Below are 13,402 nucleotides of genomic sequence, written 5' to 3'. Positions count from 1 at the left end.
TCTTTGTTTTTTGCAATTCCGGACGGAAAACCGTTTCACACTTTTCCTGGAATTGCTCTAAGTCGATAGATCGACGAATTAGCATTTGGACATAGCGATGAAGGACGGCGAAGTCTTCGGCACGACGCAGGCAGGCGAACCCGTTCGCCGTTTCACCATCCGGGGCGGCGGCGTCAGCGCCAACATCATCGGGCTCGGCGCAATCGTCCAGGATCTGCGGCTCGCCGGGCACGACGCGCCGCTGGTGCTGGGCTACGATCGCTTCGAGCCTTACGAGACTGACCGGGCCTTCTTCGGCGCGGTCGTCGGCCGTTACGCCAACCGCATCCGCGACGGCCGCTTCACCATTGCCGGCCAGCGCTACCAGACCGAGCGCAATTTCCTCGGCAAGCACACGCTGCATGGCGGCTCGGAGGGCTTCTTCCACCGGCCGTGGACGGTTTCGCTGCACGGCCGGGATTTTGTCACCCTGACCCTGCACGATCCCGAGGGCACGATGGGCTTTCCCGGCGCGCTCGACGTCACCTGCACCTACCGGCTGAAGATTCCCGGCACGCTCTCGATGGAACTGACCGCCACTTGCGAGGAGCCGACGCTGTGCAATCTGGCGCAGCATTCCTATTTCAATCTCGACGATGGCGGCGCCGGTGACATTCTCGACCACCGGCTGATGCTGAATGCCGGCGCCTATACGCCGGTCGATGGCGAGATGATCCCGACCGGCGTGGTCAAACCGGTCGACGGCACGCCCTTCGACTTCCGCCAGGCGCGGCCGCTGCGCATGGAAACGGAAGGCGAGCAGCTTCCCTACGACGTCAATTTCTGCCTGGCGTCAGCCCGGGGCCCGCTTCACCAGGTGGCGTGGGCGCAAGGCGCCAATTCCGGCGTCGAGATGGAGGTCTGGACCACAGAGCCCGGCCTGCAGCTCTACACCGGCCAGTATGTCGCGCCAACCTCAGGCGGCCTGGACGGACGGCGCTACAAGGCGTTTTCCGGCTTTTGCCTGGAAGCGCAGACCTGGCCCGACGCGCCGAACCGGCCTTATTTCCCACAGGCCACGCTGTGGCCGGGCCAGATCTATCATCAGGTGACGGAATATCGTTTCAGGCTTCCCTAAGGTCTTAGCCCTCGAAAGCGGTTCTTAGAACCTCGAACGGCGCCAGCGCGCCGCGCACCTGCACGACAGCGGCGGCGACGCGATGCGCGCGCTGCACGGCATCCGCCGGGGCATGGCCGGCCAGCCGGGCGGCGAGATAGCCGCCATTGAAGGAATCTCCGGCGCCGGTGGTGTCGACCGGGGTGGCGACATGCTGGGCCGGAACCGGCTGCAGGGCTCCGCCAGTGGCGATCAGCGCGGGTTCCTCGCCATTCTTGACGACGACTTCGCCGACCAGTTTTCCGAACCGCTCGGCGGTCGCTTGCGGTGCCGAGTCGCCAAACAGCATCTGCTCGTCGGGAAAGGTCGGCAGCGCGATGTCGGCGACGGCAAGCGCGTCGAGGATCGCGGCTTGCGCCTCCTCGCGGCTCTGCCACAGGCGCGGCCGGTAGTTGGGGTCGAAAGCGACGAGCGAACCGGCAGCCCGCGCCTTGGCCACTTCTGCCAGCAACGTCTTGCGCGCGGCGGCATCCAGAATTGCCAAGGTGATTCCGGAAAAATACACAAGCGCCTGGTTTTCAAGGCTTTTTGCCAAGGCGGCTGGATCCGAGGCAAGCCGCCTGGCCGCCGCGTCGCTGCGCCAATAGGTGAAGGCGCGTTCGGCGCCGGTCAAGGTGATGGCGTAGAGGCCGGGCCGCGCGCCTGGGATGACCGGGCTGGCGCCGATGCCGATGCCGTTTTCGGCGAAGAACGAAATCTGGCCCTGCGAGAAGGGATCGTCGCCGAAGGCGGAGACATAGGTCGCCGGCCGCTCGCCGCTCAGCGCATGCAGCGCCCACAACGTGTTGAACGTGTCGCCGGCAAAGCCCATGCGCCAGTTCGGCCCGGCCTGGCCGGACAGCTCGAGCATGCATTCACCGATCGAAGCGACGCCGTCTGCTGCCATGTATCTGTCTCCGGACCAGTTCGCTGCTGTAGCTTTTTGCGGCCGGCAGCGCCATGCTTGGCGGCGGCGGTTTTTTGCGCCAGAAGCGTTTTCCCACAGAAGCGGCGGGACGCGAATTGCTTCGCGAGACGTTATGCCCAGAAGAGGAACCGGTTTGGCATCGATATGGCGTTATCTTCTTGCGGGCGTTGGTCTGGCCGCCTTGCTGGCTGGCATATTGGCGATCGTCTATCTGACCGCGCCGCAGTCGGCGCCGAGCCCCGATGTTTCGCGCTCGAAGAAGACGGCGAACGGCTTGTTTGTCGCCAGCATTCAGCCGGAACGCGGCGTTATCCGGCAAGGCGAACTGCAATCCTGGTTGCTGACCCTGAAGACGGTCAACGGCGATTCCGTGGAAGGTGCGGCGATCTCGGTGTCCGGCGGCATGCCGCAGCACAATCACGGCTTGCCGACCAGTCCGCAGGCGACCGACTATCTTGGCGAGGGGCGCTACCGGATCGAGGGGCTCAAATTCACCATGAGCGGCGTGTGGCAGTTGCGCTTCGCCATTTCGGCGGCGGCCGGTTCCGACACGGTCGTCTTCAACGTGGTGCTGTGAGCGAATGAGCCGCCTGTTGCGCCTTCTGGCATTGGCGGCGGTCGTGCTCGTTGCCGGCTGCGGCAAACCGGATTTTTCCGATGCCGAGAAGAAGACCATCGCCTCGCTGGCGCTGAACACCTTGCCGGCGCTCAAACCCGACACCACCAACCGCTTCGCCGACGTGCCAGCCGCCGCCGCCCTGGGCTCCACTCTGTTCTTCGACCAGGGCATGAGCCGTGACGGGAACGTATCCTGCTCGACCTGCCACAAGATCGACCGGCAATTCCAGGATGACCTGCCGCAATCCGTCGGCGTTGGCCGAACCAACAGGCGCTCGATGCCGCTGGCCGGCATTGCCCGCAATCCGTGGTTCTTCTGGGATGGACGGCGCGACAGCCTGTGGGCGCAGGCGCTGACGCCGCTGGAAAACCCGCTTGAGCAGGCGGGGAACCGCGCGGCCTTCGCGCATTACATCCAGAAGCGGTTCGGCGAGCGCTATGAGCGCATCTTCGGGCCACTGCCGGATCTTTCCGCCGTGCCGGCCAACGCCAGCCCGCTCGGCAGTGAGGCCGAGCAGGCGGCGTGGAAGGCAATGACCGCGGCCCAAATGGACGACGTCAACCGCGTCTTTTCCAACATCGGCAAGGCGATCGCCGCCTTCGAACGGTCGATCGAACCGGCACAGACGCGCTTTGACCGCTTTGCCATCGATCTTGTGTCAGGCGCCAAGCCGAAAGCCGACGATGCCTTTTCGCAGGAGGAGATGCTCGGGCTGAAACTGTTCATCGGCAAGGCCAATTGCGTCACCTGCCATAACGGCCCGCGCTTCACCGACAACGCTTTCCACAACACCGGCGTGCCGCCGGTCAGGGATTTGCCTTTGGATCGCGGCCGTTTCGATGCGGTGGCCCAGGTTCAGGCCGACCCATTCAACTGCTTCGGCGCCTTCCGCGATGGCGACGCCGGCGCCTGCGGCGAGCTGCGCTTCATCGTCAAGGCAGCACCCGAACTGATGCGCGCCTACAAGACGCCGTCGCTGCGGGGCGCGGCAACGCGGCCGCCCTATATGCATGCCGGACAGTTTTCCTCGCTGGAGGAGGTGGTGGCGCACTACGCGAAGGCGGAGGCGGCCGTTGAAGGCACCTCCGAAGTGCACCCGTTGCAACTGTCGGATCGCGAACGCGCGGCGCTGGTGGCGTTTTTGAAGACGCTGTCGGAGTGAGCTAGCGATCCTTCACCGTCTCCATGGCCACGAAGGTCGAGGTCTGCGCAACTTGCGGCAGTGCCGAGATGCGCTCGCCGAGCACGCGGCGATAGGCGGCGATGTCGGTGGTACGGACTTTCAGGAGATAATCGAAGCTCGACGCCATCATGTGGCACTGCTCGATCTCCGGCACGGCCTGCACCGCACGGTTGAAAGCATCGAGCGCGGCCGAGCGCGTGTCCGACAGTTTGACCTGGACGAAGGCGACATGGCCTTCGCCCATGCGCTCGCGATCGATGATCGCCTGATAGCCCCTGATATAGCCGTCCTTCTCCAGGCGCTTCACCCGCGCCTGCACGGGCGTCTTCGACAGGCCGACCTTGCCGGCCAGTTCCGACATGGACAGCCGCCCGTCGCGCGCCAGCGCCGACAGGATGTTTCTGTCGATGCGGTCCAATTGGTCTTCTGTCACGGATATCACAGCCCATCTGATAACAATTGAGCCGCAATGATAGATTATTCGGCCTGCCATGTCGATTTCTTTGGACCGGCCGAAAATACGGCTCTGTGCTAGCTTGCGCCATTCGGTCCGGCGACCGCCGGCCCGCTCCCAGATGCTTGCTCCGCAGGACCGCCATGCCGCTCGACACCATCCGCCAGCAGATCCGCGCCAACTACCTGCCCGACGAAGACGCGGCTGTGAAGCGCTTGGCTGCCGCGACAGAACTTTCGGCCGATGACCGCAAAGCCGTCTCGGCCCGTGCCGCGGATCTGGTGCGCGCGGTGCGCGGCTCGTCCGACCCGCGGCTGATGGAGGTTTTTCTCTCGGCCTACGGCCTCTCCACCAAGGAAGGAGTGGCGCTGATGTGCCTGGCCGAGGCACTGCTGCGCGTGCCTGACACCGAGACTATGGACGACCTGATCGCCGACAAGATCGCACCGCATGACTGGTCGGCGCATTCGGGCGGTTCGAGCTCGATCTTCGTCAACGCCTCGACCTGGGCGCTGATGCTGACCGGCCGTGTGCTCGACGAAGGCGAGGGCGGCATTGAAGGCACGCTGCGCTCGATGGTTCGCCGGCTGGGCGAACCGGTGATCCGCAAGGCGGTCGCCGCCGCCATGCGCGAAATGGGCGAGCAGTTCGTGCTCGGCCGCACCATTGCGGAAGCCGTCAAGCGCGGCAAGTCGATGATCCAGAAAGGTTATCTCTATTCCTTCGACATGCTGGGCGAGGCGGCCCGCACCGAGGCCGACGCGCTGCGCTACCTCAAGGCCTATGCCGATGCGATCTCCTCGCTCGATTCAGGCTCCAACGGTCCCGATATCCGCCAGAACCACGGCATCTCGGTCAAACTGTCGGCGCTGCATCCGCGCTACGAAGAGGCACAGAAGGAAAAGATGCTGCCGGTGATGGCCGAGCGGCTGCTGTCGCTGGCGCTGGCCGCACGCCATTCGCGCATGGGCCTCAACATCGACGCCGAGGAGGCCGACCGGCTCGACCTGTCGCTCGACGTCATCGAGCGTGTGTTGTCCGAGCCGGAGCTTGCCGGCTGGAATGGCTTTGGCGTCGTCGTCCAGGCCTACGGCCCGCGCGCGGCCTTCACCATCGACTGGCTCTATGCGCTGGCGGAAAAGTACGACCGCAACATCATGGTGCGGCTGGTCAAGGGCGCCTATTGGGACACCGAGATCAAGCGGGCACAGACGCTCGGGCTTTCCGGCTACCCCGTCTTCACCCGCAAGGCCAACACCGATGTTTCCTACATGGCCTGCGCCAAAAAGTTGCTGTCGATGACCGACCGCATCTATCCGCAATTCGCCACGCACAACGCCCATACCGTCGCCGCCGTCCTGTCGATGGCGACAAATCGCGACGCTTTCGAATTCCAGCGCCTGCACGGCATGGGCGAAGCGCTGCATGAGACGGTGCGCCAGGCCGAAGGCACGCGGTGCCGCATTTATGCGCCGGTCGGCGCGCACTCCGATCTCCTGGCCTATCTGGTTCGCCGTCTGCTGGAAAACGGCGCCAACTCTTCCTTCGTCCATCAGCTCACCGACGAGGACGTCGAGCCGGAGGATATTGCGCGCGATCCGCTCGAGACGGTCGAGAGCCAGGGCCCCGCCGCCAATCCGGCAATCGCTCGTCCTGCGACGATCTTCGGCGCTGGTCGGCGCAACTCGAAGGGGTTCGACATCACCGATCCGGTGACGCTGGCGGCGATCGACAAGGCCAAGGCGGCCTTTGCCGGGCCCGAGCGCTGGCATGCCAAGCCGATCACGCGCGCCGCCGGCTACGGCAAGCAGCGCCCGGTGGTCAATCCGGCAAAGCCTGCCGAGATCGTCGGCACGGTCGCCGAAGCCGCTGCCAAGCAGGTCGCGACCGCGGTGCGCTTTGCTGTGGAAGCGCAGCCGGCCTGGGCGAAGCGTCCCGTCGCCGAGCGCGCCGCCATCCTCAACCGCGCCGCCGACCTCTATGAGGCCAATGCGGTCGAGTTTTTCGCGCTGGCTACAAGGGAAGCCGGCAAGTCGCTGGCCGACGGCGTGGCTGAAGTGCGCGAAGCCGTCGACTTCCTGCGTTACTACGCTGCCGAAGCGGCCAACAACGAAGCGGGCACCGAGGCGCGCGGCGCGATCGTGTGCATTTCGCCGTGGAATTTCCCGCTCGCCATCTTCACCGGCCAGATCGCGGCAGCGCTCGTCACCGGCAATTCGGTCATCGCCAAGCCAGCCGAACAGACGCCGCTGATCGCCTTCCGCGCCGTCGAGCTGCTGCGCGAGGCCGGCGTGCCGGAAGATGTGATCCAGCTTCTGCCGGGCGACGGCCCGTCGGTCGGCGGACCGCTGACCGCGGATCCGCGCATTGCCGGCGTCTGCTTCACCGGCTCGACCGAGGTTGCAAAGCTGATCGAGAAGCAACTGGCCGAGACAGCTGCGCCCGACGCCATGCTGATCGCCGAGACCGGCGGTCTCAATGCCATGATTGTCGATTCCACAGCACTGCCCGAACAGGCGGTGCGCGACATCCTGGCGTCCGCCTTCCAGAGTGCGGGCCAGCGCTGCTCGGCGCTGCGCGTGCTTTACGTGCAGAAGGATGTCGAGAAGAAGATGCTGGAGATGCTGAAGGGCGCCATGGAAGCGCTCACCATCGGCGATCCCTGGCAGATTTCGACCGATGTCGGGCCGGTCATCGATGACGAGGCGCAGGAATCGATCCGCGAGTATTGCACCAAGATGGGGCTGCAGGGCCGGTTAATTGCAAAGCTCGAAGCACCGAAGGACGGCCGCTACGTTGCGCCGCATGTGTTCCGGGTCAAGGGCATCGAGGAGATGGAGCGCGAAGTGTTCGGTCCGGTGCTGCATGTCGCCAGCTTCGACGCCGACGGGATCGACGCCGTCATCGCCGCCATCAACCGCAAGGGCTATGGCCTGACCTTCGGCCTGCACACCCGCATAGAAGGCCGCGTCCAGCATTTCGTCGACGGCATCCATGCCGGCAACATCTATGTCAACCGCAACCAGATCGGCGCCGTCGTCGGCTCGCAGCCCTTTGGCGGCGAGGGGCTTTCGGGCACCGGGCCGAAGGCCGGCGGGCCGCATTATCTCCGGCAGTTCCGCAAAGGGCCGGAGGCGGGCACGGAGATTGCCGAGGGCCACAAGGTGACGGCGACCGAACTGGCCGACAATCTGCCCGATCCGACGCTTGGCGGCTGGTCGACGAGGCCGGACCGCATCGCCATTTTGAGAAAACATCTGCGCGGCAAGGGCGCTGCAGCCATCGGCGCTGCAGCCGCCATCGATTTCGGCCAGGTCGACCTGCCCGGACCGACCGGCGAGGCCAACACGCTGTCGCTGTCGCCGCGTGGCCGGGTGCTGTGCCTCGGTCCGGACGCCGACACGCTGCTTGCCCAGACGATCCAGGCGCTGGCCGCCGGCAATGCGGTGCTGGCCGTGGCGCCGGGCGCGCCGGCGGCACTGTCGGCGCTGACCGGCAAGGGGTTGCCGCTGGCGGCCATAGACGGTCGGCCAGACCCAGTCGAAGCGCGTTCCCTGCGCGTCCATGTCGTCGCCTTCTCGGGCAGGCCCAAGGCGGCGCGGATCGTGCGCAAGGTCATTGCCGACCGCAGCGGGCCGATCGTGCCGCTGGTCAGCGAGGTGCTCAACCCGGCGGCCTATGCGCATGAACGCGCTGTCTGCGTCGACACCACGGCTGCCGGCGGCAATGCCAGCCTGCTCGCGGCGGCCTAGGGGGCTTTTCGCGGCTCGCTTGCCTGCGTCGGGTTGCAAGGGTATGCGCAAGGGATAGAGAGCAACTCGAGCGGGGCAGCCGAACAGATGGAAGACACGTCCCGACCGTTTGAGCTGCCGCGCGTGGCGGTGGTCATCACCTGCTTCAACTATCGGCCGTACGTCGAACAGGCGATCCGCTCGGTGCTTGCGCAGACCTACCGGAATTGGGAATGCGTCATCGTCGACGATGCCTCGACGGACGGCTCGGCCGACCATGTCCGACAGCTTCTAAGGGATATAGAAGACCCGCGCCTGCGCCTGTTGGCGCGCAAGGAGAATGGCGGCCAGACCGCGGGATTCCGCGACGGCTTTGCCGCAACCGATGCGCCCTTCGTCGCGTTTCTCGACGCCGATGACGTGTGGCTGCCGGATTTTCTCCTCGCGCATCTGTCCGCCCACCTCAACACGACGCATTCGGCCGCACTGTCGAGTTCCGATGTGTTCCTTGTCGATGGCGACGGCACCTTGCTGGGCGGTACCTTCCTTGCCTTGCGCAAACCGCGGTCCGGAGCGGATCGCAGTGGCGTCGCCATCGCGCCCGGTGGCCGGCTTGCCGGCATGGCGCCCGGGATCGCCTACGCATCGGAGCATCCGGTAACCTATTTCGCACCTGCGGTGACGGGCTGGCTGTGGTCGCAATGCTCGGCGATCATGTACCGGCGTGGCGCGCTGGAACCGGTATTGTCCTTCCCGTTCAAGGCCAAGGTCGGGACGGATTATCTGACGGCGACACTCGCGCACCAGGCCGGCGGCAGCCTCATCCTGTCAGAAGGTCTCGGGCTCTATCGCCTGCATGGCTCCAACCTGTCCACCGGAACTGCCTTTGCCGGCGGCAATGTGCGGCAAACGCCTGCATACAGGAGCTACAGGAGCGTGTTGGCGGCGGATGCCGCAGACTATTTGCTGGCGAATTCTGCCTGGCTCAGCGATCTCAACGGGCGCAATTTCATACCTGCATTCCTGACGCAGCATGTGCGCCAATTCCCGGAGCTGGCCGGTGATCCGCGGTTGGCGCGCTACCTGACACGCGGACAGCCCTGGCGGCGGCTGCGCCTGCACATTGCCCAGCGGCTTCGGCGACTGGGCGGCCGGAATTCAACCGGAACATGACGGCATCTGCCCGTCGTCAGATCTCGTCGACGGGTGAAATCTCAATCAGGCCCCTTCGACGACCGAAAAGCCTTCGAACTGCGGATGGCCGAGATAATGCACCTTCGAGGTGCCGGTGTTGCGGTGGGCGGCGCGAAAATTCTCGGATTTGGTCCAGGCGACGAAATCCTCATGGCTTGCCCACACCGTGTGCGAGGCAAACAGCGTGTAACCGTCGGCCTCGTTGACCGGGCCGCGCAGCAAGTGGAATTCCCTGAAGCCTTTCATCTCCGAGAGGCTCGAATCGCGGTTCTTCCAGACATCCTCGAAAGCGGTCTCCGAGCCGTTCTGGACCTTGAAGCGGTTCATGGCGATGTACATTGGGCTTCCTCTTGAATTGATGGACGATGACATTTGGCGAAGGTCTACGAGCTGGTTAAAACGGACCGATCCGCGCCCTGAACACCCAACTTGATAATCCGGTCTCGGGTGGAATGGGCGGGAACGGGGCTTGCTGGCGCACCAGTTTCAAAGCGAATTGGTCTAGTTCGGCAGACCCTGAACTTTCGACAAGCTGCAAGTCGCTGACGCTGCCGTCAGCCATGACGACGAAATAGACCCTGGCATTGTTGCGAGCCTTGGCTTGAATTTCCTTCGAAACGCGCCGGTTAGCGCGGGCAAGCTTCTTTTGAATTTCACCGCCGTAACGAGATTCCATCGCATTGCCAGCCGCGTCCTGGTTTTTACCCTTGCTGGCAACCGCCAGTGCGTCGCGTTCTTCGCCATCTGCCGCACCGCGGGTATCTCCAGATCCGGCTGGAGGGGTCGGCCGCGGGCTCGGGACTGGTGGTTTGGCAGCAGGCAAATCAACGGCGGGCTCGTCGGCGGGCGGTGCCTCTGAACTTTGCGTTTGAACCCCTGGCGGAGTCGACGTCTCAGCGCTTGGGGCGACAGTTTGATCATTCGGGATGGCGGCCGTCAGTGTATCTGGCGCGGCGGTCGCCTGTTCGGCGGCTTCCGGCGCAGGCTTGGGCGCCGCCGGCTCCTTTACCGGTTGAGGCGCCTCGGTCGGCGGCACGGGTCGAACGGCCTCGGGCTTGGCCGGCTGCGGATCGGTTACCAGGGTAACATCGACCGCGTCGGGAGCCTGGCTGTCCAAGGCGCTGCCGACCACCTCGGCGCCCGATTGGTCGGTGCCTTCGGATTGTATCGCGTTACTGGAATCGAATGTCCCTGCGGGTCCGATGAAGAACGCCGCTGCGGCAGCGGCATGGAGCAGGCAGGACGCGACGATCGCCACAGTCCATTTGCGGTCCGCGGCTGCCGGCTGTGCGAGCTCGTCCATCGTAATCGCCGGTTCGTTGCCGGCGTCGGGGAGGGGGGTGATGTCCTGCATGGTTCGCGGCGAGACCTGCCGCGAGCGCGGCGGGATTGTCAAATCAAGATCGGTTGCCGGCCATGACGGCGGAGCTGCGACGGGTCGTGTCGCATTGTCGTGCAGGAAGGCGGGATGCAGGCCCACCTCAGACGCCGAATGCGATACCGGTCTTGGTCTGCGTCTTCAGGCCGCGCATGCAGGCGCCCGGTTCGACGCCGGCGCATTCGGTGGCGCTGTTGATCAGCACGCGGCTGAGTTTGGTGCAGTCGGTGCCGGCGAGGTCGAAGCGGGTCACCTTGGTCTTGCCGGCCGGCAGGTCCTTGAAGTCGAGCACGCTCAGGCGGTCGACAATGCCGGCCTCGTTGAACAGCGCGATTTCGAATGCCGCCTTGGAAAGATCGGCCCCGAGCGCATTGTTGACGACGAAGGTCAGCCGGCAACCCTTTTCGGAGGGCTGCGCGGCATTGAGCTCGAGGCTGAGTTGCGGAGCCGACGCGGACTGAGCCCACGCCGGCATCAAGCCAAGCGACATCGCCAGCGTCGAGGTCAGGAGGCGAAGCGATGCCGTCAAACTTGTCATGGGTGTCAGCCTCCAAAGCGCATGGTTGCGGCCAGCTTCAGCGTGATGCCGGGTTCATAGATGACGGCGGTGGTACCGCCGTTCAGCGGGTTGGTGTATTTGACGTCGAACAAATTGTCGGCGCGGAAGTCCACCTTCAGATTGTCGGTGGCCTGGTAACTGGCGAAGGCGTTGACCAGAGTATAATCCTTGGCCACGGGGTTGCCCTTCGGCTTGCCGTTGTACTGCACCTCGCCGCCGACGGTCAGCTTGTCCTGAAGGAAGCGGAAGCCGAGCTGCCCGGTGACCTGCGAGGACGGGATGGTGGCAAGGTCGGCCCGCTCGCCTTCATCGGAGATGGTGTGGCCGTTGATGATCGAGGCTGAGAGGCCAGCATAGCCCCAGCCGGCATCGTAGACGCTTTCCAGTTCGAAGCCGTTGATCTTGGCCTGGGCGACGTTCTGGTACTGGAAGCAGATCGGGATGCCGGGGCCGAACGGGCAACCGCTGGTCGGGTCGAATGCCGACAACGTGACGCCTTCGATGTAGTCGTCGACATCGTTGTGGAAGTAGCCGGCCTTGAGCCGGAACGCGTCGCCGGCCTCGATAAGGTCGTTCAGCTTGTAGTTGACGCCGAATTCAGTGGTCTTGCCGGTTTCTGGCCGCAGGTTCGGATTGGGCAGGAACGGGAAGGTGACGCCCGCCGGATGGTTGCCGCTGATCAGCGTTTCGGTCAGCGACGGCGAGCGGTAGCCTTCCGCGTAGGTGCCATAGAACTGCAGGCCCGCCAGGCTGGCGCTTTCGAAGGGCGTGACACCAACGGTGATGCGCGGCGACAGACGATCACCTGACGTTTCGTGGGTGCTGTCTTCGAGGCTGTAATTGTCGTAACGCAGCCCGGCAATGACCTCGAGCCAGTCCCAGGTGAGCTTGTCCTGGATGTAGGCGCCCGAAACACTACGCTTGCCCGATGGGGTGTAGAAGCTGTCGCCGCCGGCGGTGCCGCCGGTCTCGACATCGTCACCCACCCAGTCGCCGCCATAGGTCAATTCGTGCGCAACACCGGCTGTTTCGAAGCGCGACGTGTTCCAGATGTCGACGCCGGCCGTGCCAACGTCGAAGGTCGAGGTCGAACCGACGGGCAGCAGCACGGGAAGGCCGGTCGACGGATCGAAGCGGTTCTGCGGGACCAGCGTGGTGAGGTCGAGATTGGTCTTGTTGTAGGAGGCGTTGATGTGGAGGTCGAGCCAGCTCTTGGCGTCGTCAGTGATGTTGTAGCGGGCGGTGAAGGTGTTCGACTTCAGGTCGACGTCGTTGGCCGGCACGCCGCCGCTGGTTTCCGTCCAGCCGTCGCTCGAGCCGACCCAGCCGAGCTTCAATTCGCTGTTCTCGCTCGGGCGGATTGTGGTCTTGAGCAGGCCGCTCAGCACGTCGAAACCGGTACCGGCGACGGTGTCGCCGCTGCCATTCTTGTAGTCGCCGTAGTCGCGGTAGACGATGTTGCCCAGCACATCCAAATCGTCGTTGAATTTGTAGGCGCCGCTGGCGCTGGCGGTCCAGCCCTTGCCGTTGCTTTCATAGCGCCCGGTGACGGAGCCGGCCCAGGTTTCGCCCGATCTGAGGAAATCCACCGCATCCTTGGTGTCGAAGAAGACGACGCCGCCAATGGCGCCGGAGCCGTAGGTGTTGGCGGTCGGTCCGCGAATGACGTCAACGGATTTGATGAGCTCGGGATCGACATAGAAGGTCGACTGCGTGCCGTGGTCTGAGCGCTGGAAATTCTGCCTGGCGCCGTCGACGATGACGGCGACGCGACCGAAATCCTGCAGGCCGCGGATGTTGATGCTGGAGCTGACGCGTCGCGCATCGGCCTGCACGGCGACACCAGGCACACCGAGCAGCATTTCGTTCGGCGTCGTCGCCATGCGGCGGTCGAGCTGTTCCTGGTCGACATGGCTGGCTGAGGCCAGCGATTCGATTGCCGTCTCGCCGGTGCGGCTGATGACGAGGATCTTGTCCAGCAGGGTCGCGCCGGCGGGCGCCGGCTTGGTGTCTTCGGTTTTCCTGGTCTGGTCGGCCTGGTCAGCGGCCGGCTGAGCAGCCTGCTGAGCGCTGGCCGGCGATGTCAGCAGCGCGATCGTCGCTGCCCCCGCAAGCAAGGCTGCCATTGCCTTTGCCATAGGCCGATGCACCGGATCGGCGTTCGCCAGACCCAGTCGTCCACAATTTCCCAAGCCCATGCCCCAACTCCAAAATTCCAGGT

Annotated in this window: 11 protein-coding genes; 5 read left to right on the top strand and 6 right to left on the bottom strand. The window is 64.7% G+C overall.

Annotated features, from left to right (window positions below; translation table 11 throughout):
* Window positions 1-91: 91 nt before the first annotated feature.
* Entirely contained in the window at window positions 92-1,117 is a 1,026-nt protein-coding gene (locus tag AC3CCE_RS21510) for an aldose epimerase family protein (RefSeq protein WP_352625953.1), read from the top strand.
* 4 nt (window positions 1,118-1,121) lie between these two features.
* Here AC3CCE_RS21510 and AC3CCE_RS21505 read toward each other — a convergent pair whose 3' ends face one another.
* Window positions 1,122-2,042, bottom strand: a complete 921-nt coding sequence (locus AC3CCE_RS21505) for a sugar kinase (RefSeq protein ID WP_023707862.1) — start codon at window positions 2,040-2,042, stop codon at window positions 1,122-1,124.
* A gap of 154 nt (window positions 2,043-2,196) precedes the next feature.
* Here AC3CCE_RS21505 and AC3CCE_RS21500 point away from each other — a divergent pair, with 154 nt between their 5' ends.
* Window positions 2,197-2,640 carry a FixH family protein gene (locus tag AC3CCE_RS21500; protein WP_023670448.1) on the top strand — a complete coding sequence of 148 codons (444 nt, stop codon included), beginning with the start codon at window positions 2,197-2,199 and terminating at the stop codon, window positions 2,638-2,640.
* 4 nt (window positions 2,641-2,644) lie between these two features.
* Window positions 2,645-3,844, top strand: coding sequence for a cytochrome-c peroxidase (locus AC3CCE_RS21495; RefSeq protein WP_023681738.1), 1,200 nt, complete (start codon window positions 2,645-2,647; stop codon window positions 3,842-3,844).
* Window position 3,845: 1 nt separating this feature from the next.
* On the opposite strand, the gene AC3CCE_RS21490 is transcribed toward AC3CCE_RS21495, so the two are convergent.
* Entirely contained in the window at window positions 3,846-4,298 is a 453-nt protein-coding gene (locus AC3CCE_RS21490; protein WP_352445965.1) for an Lrp/AsnC family transcriptional regulator, read from the bottom strand.
* Window positions 4,299-4,462: 164 nt separating this feature from the next.
* Between AC3CCE_RS21490 and putA the strand changes: the two genes are divergently transcribed.
* Together putA and AC3CCE_RS21480 are read left to right on the top strand one after the other, a co-directional pair.
* Window positions 4,463-8,071 (top strand): bifunctional proline dehydrogenase/L-glutamate gamma-semialdehyde dehydrogenase PutA, encoded by a 3,609-nt coding sequence (putA, locus tag AC3CCE_RS21485; RefSeq protein ID WP_352625926.1) that lies wholly within the window; start codon window positions 4,463-4,465, stop codon window positions 8,069-8,071.
* A gap of 87 nt (window positions 8,072-8,158) precedes the next feature.
* Window positions 8,159-9,223: a glycosyltransferase gene (locus AC3CCE_RS21480; protein ID WP_023818078.1), complete on the top strand. Its 1,065-nt coding sequence runs from the start codon at window positions 8,159-8,161 to the stop codon at window positions 9,221-9,223.
* 45 nt (window positions 9,224-9,268) lie between these two features.
* On the opposite strand, the gene hmuQ is transcribed toward AC3CCE_RS21480, so the two are convergent.
* From hmuQ to AC3CCE_RS21460, 4 genes are read right to left on the bottom strand one after another with little or no spacing between them, the layout of a single operon-like run.
* The gene (gene hmuQ, locus AC3CCE_RS21475) at window positions 9,269-9,583 is read right to left on the bottom strand and encodes a heme-degrading protein HmuQ (protein ID WP_023725635.1); all 315 of its coding nucleotides are present in this window, start codon (window positions 9,581-9,583) and stop codon (window positions 9,269-9,271) included.
* Window positions 9,584-9,638: 55 nt separating this feature from the next.
* Window positions 9,639-10,724 carry an energy transducer TonB family protein gene (locus AC3CCE_RS21470; RefSeq protein WP_352625927.1) on the bottom strand — a complete coding sequence of 362 codons (1,086 nt, stop codon included), beginning with the start codon at window positions 10,722-10,724 and terminating at the stop codon, window positions 9,639-9,641.
* A gap of 1 nt (window position 10,725) precedes the next feature.
* The gene (locus AC3CCE_RS21465; protein WP_023673858.1) at window positions 10,726-11,160 is read right to left on the bottom strand and encodes a hypothetical protein; all 435 of its coding nucleotides are present in this window, start codon (window positions 11,158-11,160) and stop codon (window positions 10,726-10,728) included.
* Window positions 11,161-11,165: 5 nt separating this feature from the next.
* Window positions 11,166-13,307, bottom strand: a complete 2,142-nt coding sequence (locus tag AC3CCE_RS21460; protein ID WP_031209530.1) for a TonB-dependent hemoglobin/transferrin/lactoferrin family receptor — start codon at window positions 13,305-13,307, stop codon at window positions 11,166-11,168.
* Between the last annotated feature and the right edge of the window lie 95 nt (window positions 13,308-13,402).

Source organism: Mesorhizobium sp. P160187, assembly GCF_057766425.1.
The sequence above is the reverse complement of the archived record's forward strand: the minus strand, read 5'-3'. Positions and strand labels throughout refer to the sequence as shown.